Genomic DNA, 22,000 nt, shown 5'->3' with positions numbered 1-22,000 from the left:
TGCGTCGTAACAAATGCGTTGTATATGTTCACTCTGTAATGTACCAGGTGGTACAATCCTGCCGCGTCGTGGGAGAGGCAGCGCAATTCATGCTCTTCCGGCCCACAGAAACTCACGGACGCGGGTCTGTTTATATTCGATTTGAAACTGAGCAACGCTCTGTGCAGCGCTAATCGCGCGGCAGAGTCAGGATGCGTCCTGTCCGGTCGCTCTGTTTATTCAGGAGAGTAAGTGTTATGGCTGAAACATCCCCCCACTCCGGAAAGGGGCTGGGAATTGCATCCGTGCTGCTCGGGCTGGTGCTGCTTGCCACCGGTCTGTTTTTTGCCATCGGCGGCGGCAAACTGGTCGCCCTTGGCGGCAGCTGGTACTTTTTAATTGCGGGTATCGTCACGATCCTCTCCGCAATTCAGTTCTTCCGCCGCAAATCGTCGGCAGCGATTCTGTTCCTGCTGGTCTTCGTCGGCACCCTCATCTGGTCGCTGTTCGACGCGGGTCTGGAGTTCTGGCCGCTGGTCTCCCGTCTGATGGTGCCTGCCGGACTGACGCTGCTGGCCTTCCTGATCTGGCCTTCACTGCGCAGGCAGGAAGGTAAGCACGCACTGGCAAAACCCGCTTATCTCTTCTCTGCGCTGCTGGCAGCCGGCATGGTGGTGACCCTGGTGCAGATGTTCCAGCCGCACCCGACCGTGGCAGGTACAGGCGAAGAGCTGCCGCTGATCCCGGTGGATAAGGCAAAACAGCAGAAAGACTGGGACAACTACGGTAACACCCCTCAGGGCAGCCGCTTCGTCGCGCTGGATCAGATCACCCGCGACAACGTGAAAGATCTGCAGGTGGCCTGGACCTTCCGCACCGGCGATACCCCAATCAGCCCGACCGGTAACGGTGCAGAAGATCAGCAGACCCCTCTGCAGGTCGGCAACACGCTTTACCTCTGCACGCCGCACAACAACGTCATCGCCGTTGAAGCTAATACCGGTAAGCAGATCTGGAAACGCGAAATCAACGCTCAGGCGGAAGTCTGGCCACGCTGCCGTGGTCTGGCCTACTTTGATGCGACCAAACCGCTGCAGCAGCCAGACAAGCCTGACTCCACCCCGGTGCCTGCCGCTGTGCTGCCCGCCGGCGACAGCTGTCAGCGCCGTATCCTGATGAACACCATCGATGCGCGTCTGATTGCCATCAACGCGGATAACGGTGAGTTCTGCGAAAACTTTGGTAATCACGGCATTGTCGATCTCAAAGCGGGCCTGGGTCAGGCGCCGGATCCGCAGTATCAGCTGACGTCCGCGCCAACCCTGGCGGGCACCACCGTGGTGGTCGGCGGTCGTGTTGCCGACAACGTGCAAACAGACATGCCGGGTGGGGTCCTGCGTGGCTTCGACGTCATCACCGGCCAGATGCGCTGGGCGTTTGACCCGGGCAACGTGGATCCGAATGCGATCCTGATGCCAGGCAAAGATTACACCCGCAGTACGCCGAACTCCTGGGCACCGATGTCTTACGACCCGGAAATGAACACCGTGTTTATTCCGATGGGCAGCTCGTCGGTTGACCTCTGGGGCGCAAACCGTACCGAACTGGATCACAAATATGGTGCGTCGGTTCTGGCGCTGGATGCCACCACCGGCAAAGAGAAATGGGTCTATCAGACCGTTCATAACGATCTGTGGGACTTCGACCTGCCGATGCAGCCAAGCCTGATCGACTTCCCGCAGAAGGATGGCAGCACCACGCCAGCGGTGGTGATTGGCGGTAAAACCGGCATGATCTTCGTGCTTGACCGTATGACCGGCAAGCCGCTGACTAAAGTCGAAGAGCTGCCGATGCCGCAGGGTCATATTCCGAACGAGCAGTACACCAAAACTCAGCCACACTCGACCGGCATGCCGCAGATTGGCAACCAGACGCTGAAAGAGTCTGACATGTGGGGCGCAACGCCGTTTGATCAGCTGGCGTGCCGCATTGGTTTCAAATCAATGCGCTACAACGGCCTGTTCACCGTACCGGATACCGACAAGTCTCTGAGCTTCCCGGGTTCGCTGGGGGGAATGAACTGGGGCAGCATGTCGATGGATCCGAACAACCATCTGCTGTTCGTCAATGACATGCGTCTGGGCCTGTGGGTGCAGATGATCCCGGCGGATACCCGCAACACGGCGCGCGGCAGCAACGGTGGTGAAGCGATCAACACCGGTATGGGGGCGGTTCCGCTGAAAGGCACGCCTTATGCCGTAAACAAAAACCGCTTCATGTCACCGCTGGGCATCCCCTGTCAGAAACCGCCATTCGGTACGCTGTCAGCGATCGATATGAAAACCCAGAAAATCGTCTGGCAGGTTCCGGTCGGCACGGTGCAGGATACCGGTCCGTTTGGCATCAAGATGCGCATGAAAATGCCAATCGGTATGCCAACGCTGGGCGGTACGCTGGCAACTCAGGGTGGCCTGGTGTTCATCGCCGGTACGCAGGATTACTATCTGCGCGCCTTTGATGCCTCAACCGGTAAAGAGGTGTGGAAAGCACGTCTGCCGGTCGGCAGTCAGGGCGGCCCGATGAGCTACGTCTCGCCAAAAGATGGCAAGCAGTACATTGTGATCTCAGCGGGTGGCGCACGCCAGTCACCGGACCGGGGTGACTATGTGATTGCTTACGCGCTGCCAGACAGCAGATAACGACCAGCAAGCAAAAGGGCCGACACTGTCGGCCCTTTTTTTATTTCCCGTCACGCCAGAGCGCCTGCAGTTCAGGCGGCGCCACCTGTTCCGGAATCAGCAGCACGATGGTGCCGGACTCACGACGGGTCGCATACTGAATCTGAATGCGGAAATAGCGCTGGTCGCCGCTGCCCACCTGTGCGGCCTTCTCCTCGGGTTCTCCTAGCGGCATGGCCTGCTCCAGCGCATGACAGACCCGCTGCTTCTCAGGCGGAGGCAGTTCGCCCAGCATAAAGCGCCGCTCGGCGCGCAGCCCCGGAATAAAAGCCATGCCGCCTTCCCGTGCGACGACGACGGTAGCATCATCGGTAAGTTCGGGCAGGTCACTCATAGCACGCCAACCTCCTTCCACGCCTGTTCAATCGCCCCGCTGACCGACTGATTAAACCGTTTTTCGCCGTGCTGAACCGTGAAGCGGGCAAAGGTTTTGAAGTCCGCATCCTGCGGGAGTTCATCGTCACACAGGGTGTCATACCAGGCGTAACCCGCCTGTTCCCATGCATAGCCGCCCAGCGCCGTGGCCGCCAGATAGAACGCGCGGTTAGGAATGCCGGAGTTGATATGCACGCCGCCATTATCCTCGCGCGTTTTCACATAGTGATCCATATGCGCAGGCTGTGGGTCTTTGCCCAGCATCGGGTCATCATAGGCGGTGCCCGGATCAGACATGGATCGCAGGCCACGCCCGTTAATCCCTTTTGCCAGCAGACCTTCGCCGATAATCCAGTCCGCCTCATCGGCACGCTGTTTTTTACTGAACTGCTTCACCAGCGAGCCAAAGACATCGGACAGCGATTCGTTCAGCGCGCCCGCCTGCTCGAAATAGATCAGCCCGGCTTCATTTTCCGTGACGCCATGGGCCAGCTCATGTGCCACCACGTCGATCGCAATCGTGAAGCGATTGAAGATCTCGCCGTCACCATCGCCAAAGACCATCTGCTGACCGTTCCAGAAGGCGTTCTGATACTTATCACCGTAGTGGATGGTACCCGGCAGCTTAAGGCCCTGACCATCCAGCGAGTTACGCTGATACGCCTGCCAGAAGAAATCGTAGGTGACGCCCAGATAGTCCCAGGCTTCATCCGCCGCCACGTCGTCATTGCCCGGCAGGCCCTCCTGGCGGATCAGCTTACCCGGCAGGGTCTGCTGGCGCTGGGCATCATAAATTTCACGATCCACATGACCGCCTGCGGCCGTTTTTGCCACTGCCGGCTTCTGCCAGTGTTCGGCCATCAGGTGCTGAACGTGGGTCAGGGTGCGGCGCGCCTGCTCCTGCTGATGGCCGGAACCGTGAGCGATGATCTTACGAAGGATATAGGGAGGAATAACGCAGTAAGCCATGTGAGACTCCTTGGCATCAGGAATGGTCCAGAAAGTATAGACCCTCAGGCTGGATGGGCCTCATCCGTGAGGCCAGCGTTAATCAGAGAAGCGGGCAGGGCGGCGGAATCAGGCGAAGTTTTTGCGGCGGCGTTTTTTCTCGGGCACTAACTGCGTGACCTGGCTTTCCACCCAGCCATCATCAAGACGGGTGCGCAGCAGGTCGCCGCTCTGAAGCTGTCCGGTGTTTTTCACCACCTGACCGGCGGTGTCGGTGGTCACGCTGAACCCTCGCGCCAGCGTGGCCAGCGGACTGACGCCTTCCAGCTGAGCGACCCGCTGACCAAAGATCTGTTTGCGGCTGTTCAGCTGTTTTTCCATGCTCTGCTGCAGGCGATAGTGCCAGCTCTGCAGCTGTTTCTGCGCCTCAAACACACGCTGCTGCGGCTGCTGCGCGCTGAGGCGATGGAGCAGACGATCCTGCTGGCGCGTGGCGTGGCGCAGACGATTTTCCATCGCCTCACCCAGACGCTGCTGCAGACGGAACAGGGCCGTCTGCTGGCGGGCCAGGCGCAGCTGAGGATGCTGCTGTTGCAGGCGATGCTCCAGACGACTGTAGAGCCGCTGCTGGCGGGCCAGATAGTAATCCATCGCCATCTCCAGCCGCTGCTGCTGCGACTGTAACTGACGCAGCAGCTCAACCTGATTCCGGCTGACCAGCTCGGCCGCGGCGGAGGGGGTGGGCGCACGCAGATCCGCCACAAAGTCGGCAATGGTCACGTCCGTTTCATGGCCGACCGCGCTGACGATGGGAATGCGGCTGGCAAAGATGGCGCGCGCGACGCGTTCGTCGTTAAAGCTCCACAAATCTTCCAGCGATCCGCCGCCGCGACCGACAATTAACACGTCGCATTCATTGCGCAGGTTCGCGATTTCGATCGCCCGGACGATAGCCGCCGGGGCATCAACGCCCTGAACCACGGTGGGGTAGATCACGACGGGCAGGGAGGGATCGCGACGATGCAGCACGCGCAACACATCATGCAGCGCCGCGCCGGTAGAGGAGGTGATCACCCCGACCTGACGCGCCGGGTCCGGCAGCGGTTGCTTGTGCTGTGGCTCGAACAGACCCTCGGTTGCCAGCTTTGCCTTCAGCAGTTCAAACTGCTGCTGCAGCAGACCTTCGCCCGCCGGATGCATACTTTCGGCAATCAGCTGGTAGTCGCCGCGCGGCTCATAGAGTGTGATATTGGCGCGGACCAGCACCTGCTGACCATGCTGAGGCCGGAAAGTCACGCGGCGGTTGCTGTTGCGGAACATGGCACAGCGAACCTGCGCGCCATCATCTTTCAGCGTGAAGTACCAGTGACCGGATGCCGGCTGGGTGAAATTGGAGATCTCGGCGCTGATCCAGACCAGGCCCATCTCTTTCTCCAGCAGCTGACGCACTGTCGTATTAAGGCGGCTGACGGTAAAAATATTGGCGATCGGTGGCAGCGACATGTGACGAAGATCAAATTCCAAATCAGGAGGTTAATTCATCGATACTACAGTCCTGCCAGAGCGGATCAAGAGTTTTTCTTAAAAAATAGTGGAGGCAATCGATTACGGCCTGTATAATGCCGCGGCAATATTTTATCTAATCTCAATCACCCGAGGTGGAGTATTGCCATGTTAAGAATCGCTAAAGAAGCACTCACTTTTGACGACGTTCTGCTCGTTCCTGCTCACTCCACCGTCCTGCCAAACACGGCCGACCTCAGCACGCAGCTGACCAAAAATATCCGTTTAAATATTCCGATGCTCTCCGCCGCGATGGACACCGTAACCGAAGCGGGCCTGGCGATTGCGCTGGCACAGGAAGGCGGTCTGGGCTTCATCCATAAAAACATGTCAATCGAACGCCAGGCAGATGAAGTGCGCAAGGTGAAGAAGCACGAGAGCGGCGTCGTTACCGAACCGCAGACCGTTCTGCCGACCACGCCGCTGTCTGACGTCAAAGCGCTGACCGAGCGTAATGGCTTTGCGGGCTATCCGGTGGTGAACGGCGACAACGAACTGGTGGGGATCATCACCGGTCGTGACGTGCGCTTTGTGACCGATCTTTCTCAGCCTGTTTCTGCCGTCATGACCCCGAAAGATCGCCTGGTCACGGTGAAAGAAGGCGAGGCGCGCGACGTTGTTCTGCACAAAATGCATGAAAAACGTGTCGAGAAAGCGCTGGTGGTGGATGACAGCTTCCACCTGCTGGGCATGATCACCGTTAAAGATTTCCAGAAAGCCGAACGTAAACCTAACGCCTGTAAAGATGCGCAGGGTCGTCTGCGCGTCGGTGCGGCTGTCGGTGCGGGTGCCGGTAACGAAGAGCGTATCGATGCGCTGGTCGCGGCGGGCGTTGACGTGCTGCTGATTGACTCTTCTCACGGCCACTCCGAAGGCGTGCTGTCACGTATCCGTGAAACCCGTGCAAAATATCCCGATCTGGAGATCGTTGGCGGTAACGTGGCGACCGGTGCGGGCGCACTGGCGCTGGTTGAAGCGGGCGTGAGCGCGGTGAAAGTAGGTATCGGCCCAGGCTCTATCTGTACGACCCGTATCGTGACCGGCGTGGGTGTACCGCAAATCACGGCCGTTTCTGATGCCGTCGCCGCGCTGGAAGGCACCGGGATTCCGGTGATTGCCGATGGCGGTATCCGCTTCTCTGGTGACATCGCGAAAGCGATCGCTGCTGGCGCATCCTGTGTGATGGTCGGTTCGATGCTGGCAGGAACCGAAGAGTCTCCGGGGGAGATCGAACTTTATCAGGGCCGTGCATTCAAATCGTATCGCGGTATGGGTTCACTGGGCGCGATGTCCAAAGGCTCATCTGACCGCTACTTCCAGACCGATAACGCTGCCGACAAACTGGTGCCGGAAGGTATCGAAGGCCGCGTAGCCTATAAAGGCCGTCTGAAAGAGATCGTTCATCAGCAGATGGGCGGACTGCGTTCGTGCATGGGCCTGACCGGTTGCCCGACCATTAACGACCTGCGTACCAAAGCGGAGTTTGTCCGCATCAGCGGCGCGGGCATCAATGAGAGCCATGTGCATGATGTGACCATCACCAAAGAGTCACCGAACTACCGCATGGGTTCATAATCCCGATTTCCCGCCCGGCTTTAGCCGGGCGCTTTTATTGTTCAAGTCACCGTTCTGGAAAACCCTCAATGACGACGGAAAATATCCATAAGCACCGCATTCTGATTCTCGATTTCGGCTCACAATACACTCAGCTGGTCGCACGCCGCGTGCGCGAACTCGGCGTCTATTGTGAACTCTGGGCATGGGATGTCACCGAAGAGCAGATCCGCCAGTTCAACCCAAGCGGCATCATCCTTTCCGGTGGTCCGGAAAGCACCACCGAGCTGAACAGCCCGCGCGCGCCTGAATATGTTTTCAACGCGGGCGTGCCGGTGCTGGGCGTCTGTTACGGTATGCAGACCATGGCGATGCAGCTGGGCGGTAAAGTGGCGGGCTCAACCGAGCGTGAGTTTGGTTATGCGCAGGTGGAAGTGACCACGCCAAGCGCCCTGGTTCGTGATATCGAAGATGCGATAAGCGCCGCCGGTAAACCGCTGCTGGATGTCTGGATGAGCCACGGTGACAAAGTCACGGCTATCCCGGCAGACTTCGTGACCGTTGCCAGCACAGAAACCTGTCCGTTTGCCATCATGGCCAACGAAGAGAAGCGCTTCTACGGCGTGCAGTTCCACCCGGAAGTCACCCATACCCGCCAGGGTCTGCGGATGCTGGAGCGCTTCATCATCGACATCTGTGAATGTGAAGCCCTGTGGACGCCCGCCAAAATCATCGAAGATGCGGTTGAGCGCCTGCGTGAGCAGGTGGGCAACGACAAAGTGATCCTCGGTCTGTCCGGCGGTGTGGACTCCTCCGTAACCGCGATGCTGCTGCATCGTGCGATCGGCGACCGTCTGACCTGCGTATTTGTGGACAACGGCCTGCTGCGCCTGAATGAAGCACAGCAGGTGATGGATATGTTCGGCGACCACTTTGGTCTGAACATCATCCATGTCCCGGCCGAAATGCGCTTCCTGGACGCGCTGGCTGGCATCGACGATCCGGAAGCGAAGCGTAAAACCATCGGTCGCGTCTTTGTGGAAGTGTTCGACGAAGAGGCGCTGAAGCTGCAGGACGTGAAGTGGCTGGCGCAGGGCACCATCTACCCTGACGTGATTGAGTCGGCGGCGTCGGCCACCGGTAAAGCGCACGTCATTAAATCGCACCACAACGTCGGTGGCCTGCCGAAAGAGATGAAGATGGGCCTGGTTGAGCCGCTGAAAGAGCTGTTCAAAGATGAAGTGCGCAAGATTGGTCTGGAGCTGGGCCTGCCGTATGACATGCTGTTCCGTCATCCCTTCCCGGGTCCGGGTCTGGGCGTGCGTGTGCTGGGCGAAGTGAAGAAAGAGTATTGCGACCTGCTGCGTCGTGCCGATGCCATCTTCATCGAAGAGCTGCACAAAGCGGATCTCTACAACAAAGTCAGCCAGGCATTCACCGTCTTCCTGCCGGTCCGTTCGGTTGGTGTGATGGGCGATGGTCGCAAATATGACTGGGTTGTCTCGCTGCGTGCGGTGGAAACCATCGACTTTATGACTGCTCACTGGGCGCACCTGCCGTATGAGTTCCTGGGCCGTGTCTCTAACCGCATCATCAACGAAGTCGACGGCATCTCCCGCGTGGTGTATGACATCAGCGGTAAGCCACCGGCAACGATTGAGTGGGAATAATCCCTCACCGGCGGATTAACGCCTGACCCTTTTGAAGCCCGCAGACACGCGGGCTTTTTTACCGGCTTAATCTCCCGCCACGCCCGTTTTAACCTTTCAGCACATCCACACCGGCCACTGACGGTTTTCTGTTCACTTTGCCAGGAAATACGCTATTCTCCCTGCAGTAAAAGCCTGCACCTGCCACTTGTTGTGTCCCGCTTTTATCCGCCGCTTTGATAATCCGTATCCTCAAGCCGCTTACTGAAATGCCTGCTGATCGGGCGCTTTGTGATCCTTACGCCATCAGGAATGTTGTCATGCTCTCACTGAAAGTGTTCAGCCTGTTTTTTGTTGCCGTACTGCTGCTGTCGCTGGGTGCCAGCATCGCGCAGGCGACGCGTCACGGCGAAACCGCAGAGTCGGGCGGCTGGGCAACGGCCCGCCGCGATTCGGCCGGCATTGCGCCCGACCCGCGCGCGCTATACAGCCTGGCTATCGTTCAGGTCTACGCCGCGCCGACCTATGGCTGGAAAGGGCGGGTAGCGGTGCATCCCTGGATCATCTTCAAACGTGCCGGTGAAACGCGCTACACGCGCTATGAAGTGATCAGCTGGGGCAGCGGCGATAAAGTTCGCCGCAACACTAACCTGCCGGATGGCTACTGGTATGGCGCAAAACCCAGGCTGCTGGTGGATCACCGTGGGCCGGAAGCGCAGGCGATGATCCCGCAGATTGAGGCCGCGATTCAATCTTATCCGTGGCCGAACACTTACCACGCCTGGCCAGGGCCGAACAGCAACACCTTCCTGGCGCATATCGGCCGGGAAGTGCCAGCTCTGAAGCTTGATCTGCCTGCCAACGCGCTGGGTAAAGATTACCGGCCACTGTGGCGTCCGGTCGGGCTGCCACCCTCCGGGCGCGGCGTGCAGGTGTCGATTCTGGGGGTGGCGGGCGTGACGCTGGGCGCGGAAGAGGGGTTTGAAGTGAATCTGCTGGGGCTGAATATGGGGCTTGATTTCATGCCGTTCCGGCTGCGGCTGCCGTTCATTGGCGGGCTGGGCAATGACAATCTTCAGCAGGATAAGCCCTGATGGTCAGGCCCCGACAGGGGCCATTTCACTTCAGCAGACGCCAAAGTCACCCTCTTCGTGATAGAGGTTGACGCTGTCTGCTTTGACTTCAATCTCCTTCTTTGTCGCATCATCCACCCGTGCACACCACAGGGTGTCGCCTTCTACCCGAAGCACCTGCATTTTAGGGCCGCCGGTTTTCGACTGAACAAAATCCTCTGCTTTAAACATCCTGCCTCCGCTGTTTGCTGTTGATGACGCCATGTAAAAAGTGGCACTGATGATTTTTTGCGTACCGTTTTCCAGTTTATACCCTGGCTGTTTTACTGTGAGAAAAAGTCTGCGCATGCTGAGCCGCACGAAGATATTTTCACTGAGTTGTCAGTTGACAACTATTCAGTTCAGCGTCATGCTAGGGAAAAAATATGGCAAGGAAACGGCATCCCAACAAAGAGATCGAGACGGCTTTGCGTTACGCCGAATCTCATGGCTGGCTGGTGGTTACCAGCGGCCATCACGCCTGGGGAAAGATGTACTGCCCGAAAAATCTGCTGACGTGCCGATGCGGGGAATTTTGTCTGACCTGTATCTGGAGCACACCCAGAAATGCACATCAGCATGCCTGCGCACTGCGGCGGGTGGTCGATAACTGTCACTATCTGAAGTCCTGATGCAGCACAAGGAGAGGCATATGGAATATTGTTTTACACTGCGGTTCAGCCTGCCGGACGGGCATGAGCCGGCAGACGCGATGCTGGAAACGCTGGCCGCGGCAGGCTGTGATGATGCGCTGATCGGCCTGGGGATGCCAGGCCGGATCGCCCTGGAGTTTACCCGGGAAGCGGACTCCGCAGCGGCGGCGCTGATTCAGGCGGAAGAGGATGTGCAGCGTGCCATCCCGGGCGCGACGCTGGTGGAGGCCGCACCCGATTTTGTCGGCTTAACCGATGTAGCAGAGATGGTCGGCATGACCCGGCAAAATATGCGCAAGCTGATGCTCAGCCATCGTCCGCCCTTTCCGCTGCCAGTGCATGACGGCAAAACCGCCATCTGGCACCTGTCAGATGTGCTGGAGTGGTTGAGCCAGCGCGGTGACTATGCGCTGCCTGCCGCAACCCGCGAGCTGGCCCGGGTCACCCGGCAGCGCAATCTCAGCGGGTCGCTGCAACGCTATGGCGTACAGGCCTGATCAGTGCGGCAGCAGGAAAAGTGTTGCCAGACCCAGGAAGATAAAGAAGCCGCCGGTATCAGTCAGCGCGGTGATCAGGACGCTGGAACCCACCGCCGGATCGCGCTTCATTTTGGTCATGACCAGCGGCACCAGGACGCCCATCAGTGCGGCCAGCAGGAGATTCAGCGCCATCGCCAGCATCATCACGCCGCCGAGCGCCATATTGTCATACATCAGCCAGGTAATGGCGCCCATGATGCCGCCCCAGAACAGGCCGTTAATCAGCGCGACGCCGAGTTCACGGACGATCAGAAACGAGAAGTTACCCGGTTCAACCTGATGTAAGGCCAGCGCCCGCACAATCATGGTGATGGTCTGGTTGCCGGTATTACCGCCGATACCGGCGACGATCGGCATCAGCGTTGCCAGAGCCACGATCTGGGAAATGGTGCCTTCAAACAGGCCGATGACCCGGGATGCGACAAAGGCGGTACAGAGGTTGATAGCCAGCCAGGCCCAGCGTTTACGCACCGATTTGCGGACCGGCGCGAAGACATCCTCTTCCTGACTGATACCGCCCATTTTACGGATGTTGCTTTCGTTTTCGGCATTCACCAGGTCGATGATGTCTTCGATGGTGACACGGCCAATCAGTTTGCCCTTTGCATCAGTGACGGCGGCAGAGATCAGGTTATAACGTTCAAAGGCGCTGGCCGCATCTTCGGCTTTGTCATTAAGCTGAAAGGTGGTCGGCCGCGGATTCATCACGTCGCTGACCTGCGTGGCAGGCTTGTTGAGCAGGATATCGGTCAGCATCAGCTCGCCCAGCAGCTGATTCTGTTTATTGGTAATAAAGAGTTTATCGGTACCGCCAGACATGCTTTTGCGCTTGCGCAGAAAACGCTGCACGGTCGCCAGCGTGACATCTTCGCGCACCGTCAGAATATTGAAATCCATCACCCGGCCCACGCGGTCACGGTCAAGCTGCACCATGCTCAGCATACGGGCACGCAGCGCAGGCTCGACGGTCGCCAGCAGGCGTCCGGTGAGGTCGCGAGGCAGATAACGCGCCAGCCAGACCTGATCGTCGATGTCCAGCGGCTGGATGGCACGCAGGATATCGCGGTCGCTCATCTCTTCGGTGAGGCTGGCCCAGACCGTTTCAGAGGCTTCTACCAGCACATGGCCGCGCCGTTCATTCGGCACCAGTCGCCACAGCGCCTGACGCTCCTCCTCGGGCAAGGCTTCGAGAATATCTGCGAGGTCAGCGGCGTGCAGTTGCAGAATGTCCTGTTCCAGCGCATCGCGCCGGGCCGCATTTTCACGTTGCTGCTCAGGGCTGAGATCGCCGGATTTCTCCAGCAGCGCATCAACCAGATCGTGCTCGTTGAGCAGCAGCGTCAGAATGCGATGACGTATTTCACTTAAACGTTGAGAGTGAGAGGCAGACACAATTTATCCCTTTAGTCTGAAAGCACCAGCACGAAGTGTAGCGTTTCGCCTGAAAAAGGGGTGCAGAAATGCGTCCGGTTGTCCGGATTATGTTCAGATTTCAGGCGAAAAAATCACGATTCGTTAGCGCGTATCACCTGTTGTGATGACAACCGGCTCGGGGATCGTTTTCTGTTGCTGATGGTGCTCAAAGGCAGCAGGCAGGATAAAAATCAGGCGGCTAAAAAGAATGATAAAACTGATCAGCAACACAATACGGGTCATGGTGCCGGTTTTCTGACGTCTTCGGGGAGAAATAGCGCTGTTCACGCGGGGTGGTTCCTGTGATGACCCATGCAGGGCGACTGCAATATTTAGTCACAGTCGCCTGATGAAATCAATCGCTGTAGAAAAAAACAGCAAATAAAGATCAGTAGCTCGCCTTCTGCGCCAGCAGCGTAGCGAAACGGCAGGTAATGCGGTTGCCATTTTCGTCAGTACGATGCAGCTGGCCGGGATGCTCGTTGTACTTCACGATGTGCCAGTTGCGGTAGTAGTGACTGAGTTCGCCCGACTTAAACGCAAAGGCGAAATCGGACGGGCAGGGCATATCCGGCGTGTTCATTGCCGCAACAATCAGGTTATACCCATTTCTGACGGTGCAGGCCTGCATATCAGCAATCAGCTGAGGGATGGTCTGCGGCTGCAGAAACATCATCACCACGGTCGACAGCACAAAGTCGAAGCCGCCATTGAAGCGGGTATTATTCAGGTCACGCTGCTCAGTATGAATGCCACTGAGCGCCTCCTGCTCAATAATCGACTGCAGGCGCGCCAGGCTCTGCGGGTTATGATCCCACGCCGTAACGTCAAAACCGTGCTGGTTCAGAAACAGCGTATTGCGGCCCACGCCACAGCCCAGATCAAGTGCCTTGCCGACGGTCAGCTGAGGCAGCGCCGCCACCACTTCGGAGTGGGGCGGCGTCAGGCCATAGGTTTCGGCGAAATAGTTATCGCCTGAAATCGGTGCGGTTGGTTGTGTCATCGTCTTCAGTTCAGTTAAAAGGGCGCCAGGCGCCCGGGTAATCAGGCTTCTTCTTCGAGGATCAGTTTCCATCCCGTGACGTCATTCCAGTAAACCTGCTCGCGTTCAAGATCGAGCTGGACCAGGTTGTTCTGACTGAAGTAGCCCGCCGGGAAAACCAGCGTCCAGTGGCCATCATCACACTTCAGGGTTAAGGAGTCGGGACGGGTGGTGGCCTGGCGCTGATTATTCAGCAGCGTACCCAGGCGCAGCAGGAAAATCAGCGGCACAAACTGCTTTTTCTTAAACAGCGTGACGCGCGGCAGCTCATCAAGCTTCACCGCTTTACGGTGGAATCTCACCAGCGCCGCCAGCAGCATCTGCTGATCCTGATTGAAGCCTGGCAGATTAGTATTTTGCAGGATATAGGCCGAGTGGCGTTGCAGGCCGCTGTGATTGATGGTCAGACCCACTTCATGCAGCATCGCCGCCCATTTCAGCAGGGCAGCCAGCTGCGGGTTTGCCAGTTTCGGGTTCTGCTCGCGCCATTGCAGATAGAGCTGCTCGGTGGTTTCCAGCACACGACGCGCCTGATCGCTGTCAATGGCGTAGTGGTTCGCCAGGCTCTGCGCGGTCCGGCTGCGAATATCCTGATGACGGAAACGGCCTTCCATCTCATACAGCACGCCTTCACGCAGCGCGCCGTCGGAGAGGCGCAGCTCACGAATCGCCAGCGCATCAAACACACCACACAGAATTGCCAGCCCCGGCACAAACACTCCTTTGCGCTCTTCGGAGAGGCCCGGCAGGCTCAGGGCCGCAAAGGATTTGTGTTTCATCACCTCGTCATAGAGTTTGTCGAGGCGCTCCGGCGTAATCAGCTTCTCTTTCTCATCCATCGCCTGCAGCACTTCGCAGGCGGCTTTGATGGTTCCGGAGGCGCCCAGCGCATACTGCCAGCCGTGCAGACGATATTGCCACGCCAGTGTTTCCAGTTTCTGCGCCGCCGCTAAACGGGCTCGACGGAAGTTTTCACGGCTGATTTCGCCTTTCGGGAAATAGAGCTGGGCGAAGCTGACGCAACCCATACGGCGGCTCTCGACCAGCTGGGGTTCAAAATCCTCGCCAATGACCAGCTCGGTGGAGCCGCCGCCGATATCGATCACCAGCTTACGGCCTTTCTCCGGCTGCGTGTGCTCCACGCCCATGAAGATCAGACGTGCCTCTTCATGGCCCGAAATCACCTCGATAGGGTAGGGGATCACCTCGGCAGCGCGCTGCAGGAAGGTTTCGGCGTTCACCGCTTCACGCAGCGTATGGGTGCCGACGATCGTCACGTTGCTGGGGCTGAACCCCTGCAGGCGCTCGGCGAACAGGGCCAGACAGGCCAGCCCGCGCTCCATCGCTTCCTCACTGAGGTTGTGCTGTGCATCCAGACCATCAGCCAGGTGAACGCGCTGCTTAAGGCGCCCCAGTACCTGCATCGCACCATCGACAACCCGCGCGATCACCATGTGGAAACTGTTCGAGCCCAGGTCAATCGCCGCAAACTCCTGGGGTTTTGGCGTACTTTTATGAGAAATTGGCATAGGATTTATTCAGGTTGTTCCAGGTTCTTGATGTAATCATATATCGCCAGCTGTGAGCGCACTTTACGACGGTTGCCGCGCTGGACGTAGTGATTACTCAGCTCTTTATCAACGATGCGGGCTTTCACCGTATCACTCAACTGAATCGCAATAATGTCGAGTATGCGCTGCCGGATGCGGGGATCGAGGATCGCCACGGCCACTTCGATGCGGTAATCGATGTTACGCGTCATCCAGTCAGCGGAGGAGAGGAACACCTTTTTATCGCCGCCATTCTCAAAAATATAGACGCGATCGTGTTCCAGATAACGGTCAACAATACTGATGACGCGAATATTTTCACTGATCCCGGGCAGATCCGGGATCAGCGAGCACATTCCGCGCACCAGAAGATTCACCTTCACCCCTACGCTGGAGGCTGTATAAAGCCGATCAACCAGCCCTTTGTCCACCAGATTGTTGATTTTCAGAGTAATGCCGGAAGGCTTATTCTGCTGGGCGTTGGCGATTTCAGTGTCGATCAGCTCATACAGCATCCGGCGCGAGTTCTGCGGTGACACCATCAGGTGATCGAAGGTGACGGGCCGGTAGGGATTCTCAATGAAGTTGAAGACCCGGCGCACCTCATTCGTGATGCGCGCGTCGGCCGTCAGCAGGGAGTAGTCCGTGTAGAGTCGCGCGGTTTTCTCGTTAAAGTTACCGGTGCCGATATGCGCGTAGCGCACAATCTCTTCGCCTTCGCGGCGCGAGATCAGGAACAGCTTGGCGTGGATCTTCAGACCCGGCGCGGAGAAGATAACGTGAACGCCCGCTTCGGTCAGGCGCTTGGCCCAGTAGATATTGGCCTCTTCATCGAAGCGCGCCTGCAGCTCCACCACCACCGTAACCTTTTTGCCGTTATAGGCGGCATGGATCATCGCATCCATAATGCGCGAATGTTTCGCAACGCGGTAGATGTTGATCTTGATCGCCAGCACGCTGGGGTCAAACGACGCCTGACGCAGCAGTTCCAGCACATGTTCAAAGGTGTGATAGGGATAGTAGAGCAGCACGTCGCGGTTGCGAATCGCATCAAAGCCGTTGCGGAAGCCATCGAAGCCGATGTGACGGATCTGCGGCAACGGTCGATTGATCAGGTTGTTTTTGCCGACGTTCGGGAAGCCGATAAAATCTTTGAAGTTGTGGTAGCGGCCGCCCGGCAGTATGGAGTCAAAATTCGAGATAGAGAGTTTGTGGCAGAGTAATTCGACCATCGCCTCAGGCATATCGCGCTGATAGACGAAGCGCACCGGCTCTGCAGTCAGACGTTGTTTGAGGCTGGAGGACATCAGCTCCAGCAGGCTGGACTCCATCTCCGTCACCAGATCGTACTCCGCGTCACGCGTCATTTTCATTGAATAGGCGTTGAGCGCGTCGTAGTCATAGAAACCTTTGAAAATGTCATCCAGGCAGTAACGCAGAATGTTATCCAGCAGGATCATCGGCTTGCGGCGACGCGGCGGCTCTGCCGGCAGGTTAATAAAGCGCGGCACCTTATCGGACGGGATCTCCAGCAGCGCATAGCGGATGTCGTCACCGCGAATAATCTCTACCGCCAGGTAGGTGTAATCATCTTTAAGAAATTCGGTCAGATCGGTTTCATGCGTGATCAGAATCGGCGAGATATGCTGACGCAGTTCATGCTTGAAATAGTGGCGCAGCCACGCCTGCTGGTTAAGGGAGAGCTGACGTTCGTTGATCAGGAAGATCTGATTGCGCGCCATCTCCAGCAGCAGCTCGTTATAGAGCGCATCAAACTCCTGATCGGACTTCATTACCCGCTGCTGAATTTTCTTGAACAGATGGCGTGGCGTACTGGCGGAACCCTGCTCTTCACCAATCAGAATGCGGCGTTTCAGATCGGCAAACCGCACTTTATAAAATTCGTCGAGATTGTTGGAGTAGATGCCCAGAAAGCGCATCCGCTCAATCAGTGGATTGCTTTTGTCTGCGGCTTCCTGCAAAACCCGTTCATTAAAAGATAACCAGCTTAATTCTTTTTCAATGTAAAGCTTTACCTGACCCATTCTCACTCCATTTAGCGGTTGCAGGACTGAAGATCCAGTATCCACAAACATTATGGCGAGAGTATGGCAGCGTTGTCCAACGCCAGCAGTTGTCTTATCAATCGGCTACGGGCAACATAGCGGCTTATTTTAGCCTGCTACCGGAACCGCATGAGCGTAAACCACATTCCTGTCCAATTCAGCGATCGTAAGCGTCGTGCCGTTGATCGGCTGACGCGGCGGCTGATCACCTGCTGTGGCGTGGCGATCCTGCTGTTAATGCTGCTGCTGTTTTGCTGGCTGATTGGCGTGGTGCTTCCGCTCTTCAGTGCGCCGGGCGTGCAAGTGATGCCCAGCCAGCAGCTCTGGGATCGTGCGCCTGCTGTCGCAACAGGCAATCTGGGCCGGATAGGCTGGCGTATCAGCAGCCAGGGCGCTGCGCGTTTTATTCCGCTGGATGGTCAGCCTGCTGAACCGGCGCTGGCGCTGACGCCGCCGCCCGATGAGGTGGTGCGGAGCAGTGATGAACAGACGCTGCTGCTGAACATGCAGGGCGCGCTGACGCTGTTACAGCCCACCACTGACGGGCAGTGGCATTTTCCGCTGGGCGACAAACCCTTTCATCTGCCCGAGGGTGCGGTGACAAAGATGGCGCTGGCAACGCGCCAGGCCGGTCAGTGGCGTATCGCGGCGCTCACGGGTGCCGGACTGCGGGTGCTGACGCTGGGCACCGATCGCCAGGCCTCAGTGTTCTCACTGCCTCAGGATCAGCTGGATCTGCTGGTTCTCTCTCCCTCAGGCGATCTGCTCTACACCACGGAGGGCAGCCTGCTGCGCGTCTGGCAACTGGATGACGATCGGGCGCATCTGCGCGAAACCCACACGCTGCCGCAGCGCCCGCAAAGTTTGCATCTGCTGGTGGGCGGCAGAAGTCTGCTGATTCAGGATCGCACCGGCGTGACACAGTGGTTCGCTGTCGCCAGCGAGCAGGGGCCGCGCCTGCAGCGTATCCGGACGTTTGCCGACAGCCGCAGCGACGACGGCACGCTGCTGGTGACAGAATCACAACGGCGGGTATTTGCGACGATCAGCCCGCAGGGGCTGTTACGCCTCTTTGCCAGTAAGCAGCCTGGCCCGATTCTGGAGCGTCAGCTGGCGCCTGGCATTGTGCAGGCGCAGTTTTCACCTCAGGGCGACAGCCTGCTGATTGAGCGGGCGGGAAGCTGGCAGCGCCTGCGGCTGGATAATCCCTGGCCGGACGTCACCTGGCGCAGTTTCTGGCAAAAAATCTGGTATGAAAATTATCCCGGACCGGACTGGGTCTGGCAGTCCACTGCGGCGGGCGACAGCTATCAGGCAAAATTCAGTCTGATGCCGATGGTGACAGGAACGTTAAAAGCGGCCAGCTTAGCGCTGCTGTTTGCCACACCGCTGGCGCTGGCCGCGGCGATGTACACCGCCTGGTTCATGTCGCCCGGATTACGGCGCTGGGTAAAGCCAGCTATCGAGATGATGGGCGCGCTGCCGAGCGTAGTGGTGGGGCTGATTGCCGGGATCTGGCTGGCGCCGCATATCGGACAGGCGCTGGTGGGCGTCCTGCTGCTGCCGCTGACGCTGGCGGGCACGCTACTGCTGTGCGGCATACTCAGCGCCCGCTTACCGTCGCGCTGGCGGCGGCCGGGCCGTGAGGTGCTGATTCTGCTGCCGCTGTTGCTGCTGGTCACGCTGCTGACGCTGTGGCTGCCCACGCTGTTTATCCCGGATGCGGGCGACTGGCTGCCCCACTATGAGCAGCGCAATCTGCTGGTCGCGGCGCTGGCGATGGGCTTTGCGCTGGTGCCCCTGATTTTTACGCTTTCCGAAGATGCCCTGTTCAGCGTCCCGGCCGCCCTGGGACAGGGGTCGCTGGCGCTGGGGGCCACGCCGTGGCAGACCCTGACACGCGTCGTCCTGCCCGGTGCCTCGGCCGGTATCTTTGCCGCGCTGATGATCGGGCTGGGGCGGGCCGTGGGCGAAACCATGATTCTGCTGATGGCCACCGGTAATACGCCGCAGAGCGAAGGCGGACTGTTCAGCGGCCTGCGCGCGCTGTCGGCGAATATCGCTATCGAGATGCCCGAAGCGGTGGCGGGCAGTGCCCATTATCGCGTGCTGTTTCTCAGCGCCCTGATGCTGCTGATCTTTACGCTGGTGATCAACACCGTGGCCGAACTGATCCGTCAGCGGCTGCGCCAGCGTTACAGTCAGCAGGAGGAGCAGGCATGAAGGCGATGCGACAGAACGACCGCTGGCGCTGGTTAACCGCCGGGGCCGTAGCGGTCTGCCTGCTGGCCTTTACGCTGCTGATCGGGCTGCTGGCCTGGCAGGGGGTGCGTGCCTTCTGGCCGCAGCGGGTGGATCTGTATACGTTCAGCCAGCCAGCGGGCGGCGAGACGCGCCTGCTGGGCGAAACCCTGGATCATCAGCGTCACTTTCCGGCTCCGGCCGATGAACAGGGCAATAGCGGCGGGCAGGTTCACCGCTACCTGGTGAAAACCGGTAACCGCGACTGGGATGCGCCAGACTTCCGGGTCATCTACAGCCGGAGTGCGGCGAAGGTCAGCCAGCCAGCGGAGGTCATGGTGCTGCAGCGGCGCAGCCACGGCCTGGCCTATGGCTGGTTTGTCGGCCTGCGGGAGGACAATGAAGAGTTAACCGCACAGCATCCCGATGCGCTGCTGCATCAGCGGCTGGGGCAGGTACAGATGCTGGTGCGGCAGGCGAATCAGATCCGTCGGGTCGATATGGCGCGCCTGAATAACCAGCGTGAAGATCTTGACGAGCAGGCAGCCAGAAACCGCGCTGCCGGGCGCTTCGATCTGCAGGCCGAATCGGAATATCAGGCCAATCAGGCCGCCCTGCAGCGCCGCTTTAATCAGCTGAGCGAGACGCTCGCGGCTCTGCAACTGCAGAGTCAGCGTGATCAGCTCATCCTGCGTGATGTCCAGGGCACTGAACATGCGATCCCGCTGACCGAAATCGTCGACAGCTGGCAGCCGAACGCCATGAAGCTGAGCGGCAAGATAGTGCATTTTCTGCATCAGTTATGGCGGTTTGTCAGTGATTCACCCGCCGAAGGGGAAAGCGAATCCGGGGCGTTTCCGGCCATCTTCGGCACCGTGCTGATGGTGCTGCTGATGTCGGTGGTGGTGATGCCACTGGGCGTTGTCGCCGCTATCTGGCTGCATGAATATGCGGGGCGTCATGCGCTGACGAGGCTGGTACGTATTGCGGTAGTCAATCTGGCTGGCGTGCCCTCCATCGTCTATGGCGTCTTTGGCCTGGGATTCTTTGTCTGGCTGGCTGGCGGCACGATTGATCGGCTGTTTTTCAGCAGCGCGCTGCCCAATCCCACGTTTGGCACGCCCGGCCTGCTCTGGGCGTCGCTGACGCTGGCCCTGCTGACGCTGCCCGTAGTGATTGTGGCGACCGAAGAGGGGCTATCCCGCATTCCCAACAGCCTGCGTCAGGGATCGCTGGCGCTGGGGGCCACTCAGGCGGAAACGCTGTGGAACGTGGTCCTGCCGATGGCGGTGCCCGCCATGCTGACCGGTCTGATTCTGGCCGTCGCGCGTGCTGCCGGGGAAACCGCGCCGCTGATGCTGGTGGGCGTGGTCAAGATGGTGCCGGAGCTGCCGGTGGACGCAGTGTTCCCTTATCTGCATCTGGACCGCAAGTTTATGCATCTGGGCTTCCAGATTTACGATCTGGCGTTTCAGAGTCCGAATATTGAAGCAGACCGTCCGCTGGTCTTCGCGACCGCACTGCTGCTGGTGCTGATTATTCTCTCACTGAATCTGCTGGCGATGGGTCTGCGTCACCGTCTGCGTGAACGCTTTCGTCTTATGACTCAATAACAGGCTATGACTATGACGTCCGACACGGATATCGCGCTGACCGTTAACCATCTGTCGCTGTGGTATGGCGAGCGCCAGGCGCTGCAGGATATTTCGCTGCAGGTGCCAAAAAACAGAATCACCGCGCTGATTGGTCCTTCAGGCTGTGGTAAATCGACGCTGCTGCGCTGCTTTAACCGCATGAACGACGTGATCGATCACTGCCGGGGCGAGGGTGACGTGCTGCTGGGATCGCAGTCGATCCTGCGCCCCGAACAGGATCTCTCGGCGCTGCGCCGTCGGGTCGGCATGGTGTTTCAGCGGCCCAACCCCTTTCCTAAATCGATCTATGAAAATGTGGTCTACGGACTGCGTCTGCAGGGCGTGCGCGATCGGCGGGTGCTGAACGAAGCCTGCGAACGGGCGCTGCGGGCGGCGGCGCTCTGGAGTGAGGTGAAAGACCAGCTGTCGCAGAATGCGCTGACGCTCTCTACCGGCCAGCAGCAGCGTCTGGTGATCGCCCGCGCCATCGCGATTGAGCCGGAAGTGCTGCTGCTGGATGAGCCGACTTCCGCGCTGGATCCCATCTCTACGCTGGTCATTGAAGAGCTGATGACCACGCTCAGGCAGCATTTCACGCTGGTGCTGGTGACGCATAACATGCAGCAGGCGTCGCGCGTCTCCGATTACACCGCATTTATGCATCAGGGCACGTTAGTGGAGTTTGACGAGACCGATCGCATCTTTACCGCGCCGAAACAGCGTCGGACCGAAGATTATATTACGGGGCGCTACGGCTAAGTCGGGGGCAGGGGGCAGACGGCTTTCAGGGCGGCTCATGTCATCGAAGCGATAAAAGCCTGTGCCCGCAGTAGCAACTGACGGGCCAGGGATAAAAACGCCGGGAGCGTTTTCAGACATCGCAAAATGTTAGCCTTCAGGGAGGGGACGTCATCGCCTGCGCTGAGCGAGGGCTTTTTTTTACC

General features: G+C 58.6%; 18 protein-coding genes. 9 read left to right on the top strand and 9 right to left on the bottom strand.

Annotated features, from left to right (window positions below):
• The first annotated feature begins 236 nt into the window (after nucleotides 1–236).
• On the top strand, nucleotides 237–2,678 hold the full coding sequence (locus tag ACR6AS_RS09700; protein ID WP_434161872.1) for a glucose/quinate/shikimate family membrane-bound PQQ-dependent dehydrogenase: 2,442 nt from the start codon (nucleotides 237–239) through the stop codon (nucleotides 2,676–2,678).
• Between the two features lie 40 nt (nucleotides 2,679–2,718).
• Here the strand turns inward: ACR6AS_RS09700 and ACR6AS_RS09695 are convergent, their stop codons facing one another.
• The 3 genes from ACR6AS_RS09695 to xseA all read right to left on the bottom strand — a co-directional run bounded on the left by ACR6AS_RS09695 (nucleotide 2,719) and on the right by xseA (nucleotide 5,543).
• Nucleotides 2,719–3,051 carry a protealysin inhibitor emfourin gene (locus tag ACR6AS_RS09695; protein ID WP_111139157.1) on the bottom strand — a complete coding sequence of 111 codons (333 nt, stop codon included), beginning with the start codon at nucleotides 3,049–3,051 and terminating at the stop codon, nucleotides 2,719–2,721.
• Complete coding sequence (locus ACR6AS_RS09690; RefSeq protein ID WP_434161870.1) at nucleotides 3,048–4,061, bottom strand: M4 family metallopeptidase; 1,014 nt, start codon at nucleotides 4,059–4,061, stop codon at nucleotides 3,048–3,050. The genes ACR6AS_RS09695 and ACR6AS_RS09690 overlap by 4 nt, the downstream gene beginning before the upstream one ends.
• A 108-nt stretch (nucleotides 4,062–4,169) precedes the next feature.
• A complete protein-coding gene (gene xseA, locus ACR6AS_RS09685; protein WP_434162009.1) occupies nucleotides 4,170–5,543 on the bottom strand; it encodes an exodeoxyribonuclease VII large subunit in 1,374 nt (457 codons plus the stop codon).
• A gap of 168 nt (nucleotides 5,544–5,711) precedes the next feature.
• Here xseA and guaB point away from each other — a divergent pair, with 168 nt between their 5' ends.
• From guaB to ACR6AS_RS09670, 3 genes are all read left to right on the top strand, one after another.
• Nucleotides 5,712–7,178, top strand: coding sequence for an IMP dehydrogenase (guaB, locus tag ACR6AS_RS09680; RefSeq protein WP_111139159.1), 1,467 nt, complete (start codon nucleotides 5,712–5,714; stop codon nucleotides 7,176–7,178).
• Between the two features lie 68 nt (nucleotides 7,179–7,246).
• Nucleotides 7,247–8,827, top strand: coding sequence for a glutamine-hydrolyzing GMP synthase (gene guaA / locus ACR6AS_RS09675; protein ID WP_111139160.1), 1,581 nt, complete (start codon nucleotides 7,247–7,249; stop codon nucleotides 8,825–8,827).
• A gap of 299 nt (nucleotides 8,828–9,126) precedes the next feature.
• Nucleotides 9,127–9,900 (top strand): DUF3750 domain-containing protein, encoded by a 774-nt coding sequence (locus ACR6AS_RS09670; RefSeq protein WP_293772899.1) that lies wholly within the window; start codon nucleotides 9,127–9,129, stop codon nucleotides 9,898–9,900.
• A gap of 30 nt (nucleotides 9,901–9,930) precedes the next feature.
• On the opposite strand, the gene ACR6AS_RS09665 is transcribed toward ACR6AS_RS09670, so the two are convergent.
• Nucleotides 9,931–10,110: a DUF2158 domain-containing protein gene (locus ACR6AS_RS09665; protein ID WP_293772896.1), complete on the bottom strand. Its 180-nt coding sequence runs from the start codon at nucleotides 10,108–10,110 to the stop codon at nucleotides 9,931–9,933.
• Nucleotides 10,111–10,304: 194 nt separating this feature from the next.
• On the opposite strand from ACR6AS_RS09665, the gene ACR6AS_RS09660 reads away from it, so the two are divergent.
• Together ACR6AS_RS09660 and ACR6AS_RS09655 are read left to right on the top strand one after the other, a co-directional pair.
• Nucleotides 10,305–10,550, top strand: coding sequence for a hypothetical protein (locus ACR6AS_RS09660; RefSeq protein ID WP_313655471.1), 246 nt, complete (start codon nucleotides 10,305–10,307; stop codon nucleotides 10,548–10,550).
• Between the two features lie 20 nt (nucleotides 10,551–10,570).
• Nucleotides 10,571–11,068 carry a helix-turn-helix transcriptional regulator gene (locus ACR6AS_RS09655; RefSeq protein ID WP_293772890.1) on the top strand — a complete coding sequence of 166 codons (498 nt, stop codon included), beginning with the start codon at nucleotides 10,571–10,573 and terminating at the stop codon, nucleotides 11,066–11,068.
• Here the strand turns inward: ACR6AS_RS09655 and mgtE are convergent, their stop codons facing one another.
• From mgtE to ppk1, 5 genes are all read right to left on the bottom strand, one after another.
• A complete protein-coding gene (gene mgtE / locus ACR6AS_RS09650; protein WP_434161866.1) occupies nucleotides 11,069–12,502 on the bottom strand; it encodes a magnesium transporter in 1,434 nt (477 codons plus the stop codon).
• Nucleotides 12,503–12,625: 123 nt separating this feature from the next.
• Nucleotides 12,626–12,811, bottom strand: a complete 186-nt coding sequence (locus ACR6AS_RS09645; protein ID WP_111142250.1) for a YfgG family protein — start codon at nucleotides 12,809–12,811, stop codon at nucleotides 12,626–12,628.
• A gap of 100 nt (nucleotides 12,812–12,911) precedes the next feature.
• Nucleotides 12,912–13,526: a tellurite resistance methyltransferase TehB gene (gene tehB / locus ACR6AS_RS09640; RefSeq protein ID WP_111142249.1), complete on the bottom strand. Its 615-nt coding sequence runs from the start codon at nucleotides 13,524–13,526 to the stop codon at nucleotides 12,912–12,914.
• Nucleotides 13,527–13,567: 41 nt separating this feature from the next.
• Nucleotides 13,568–15,094: an exopolyphosphatase gene (gene ppx / locus ACR6AS_RS09635; RefSeq protein WP_111142248.1), complete on the bottom strand. Its 1,527-nt coding sequence runs from the start codon at nucleotides 15,092–15,094 to the stop codon at nucleotides 13,568–13,570.
• 5 nt (nucleotides 15,095–15,099) lie between these two features.
• Nucleotides 15,100–17,160 carry a polyphosphate kinase 1 gene (gene ppk1, locus ACR6AS_RS09630; protein ID WP_293772886.1) on the bottom strand — a complete coding sequence of 687 codons (2,061 nt, stop codon included), beginning with the start codon at nucleotides 17,158–17,160 and terminating at the stop codon, nucleotides 15,100–15,102.
• 150 nt (nucleotides 17,161–17,310) lie between these two features.
• Here ppk1 and ACR6AS_RS09625 point away from each other — a divergent pair, with 150 nt between their 5' ends.
• The 3 genes from ACR6AS_RS09625 to pstB are packed head-to-tail and all read left to right on the top strand — an operon-like array spanning nucleotide 17,311 to nucleotide 21,815.
• The gene (locus ACR6AS_RS09625; protein ID WP_293772884.1) at nucleotides 17,311–19,404 is read left to right on the top strand and encodes an ABC transporter permease subunit; all 2,094 of its coding nucleotides are present in this window, start codon (nucleotides 17,311–17,313) and stop codon (nucleotides 19,402–19,404) included.
• Nucleotides 19,401–21,035 (top strand): phosphate ABC transporter permease PstA, encoded by a 1,635-nt coding sequence (gene pstA / locus ACR6AS_RS09620; protein WP_434161863.1) that lies wholly within the window; start codon nucleotides 19,401–19,403, stop codon nucleotides 21,033–21,035. The genes ACR6AS_RS09625 and pstA overlap by 4 nt, the downstream gene beginning before the upstream one ends.
• 12 nt (nucleotides 21,036–21,047) lie before the next feature.
• A complete protein-coding gene (gene pstB, locus ACR6AS_RS09615; protein WP_434161861.1) occupies nucleotides 21,048–21,815 on the top strand; it encodes a phosphate ABC transporter ATP-binding protein PstB in 768 nt (255 codons plus the stop codon).
• Nucleotides 21,816–22,000 lie beyond the last annotated feature (185 nt).

The organism is Pantoea phosphatilytica, from assembly GCF_051025615.1.
Taxonomy (GTDB): Bacteria; Pseudomonadota; Gammaproteobacteria; order Enterobacterales; family Enterobacteriaceae; genus Pantoea.
This window is presented reverse-complemented; position numbering and strand designations above follow the sequence as displayed.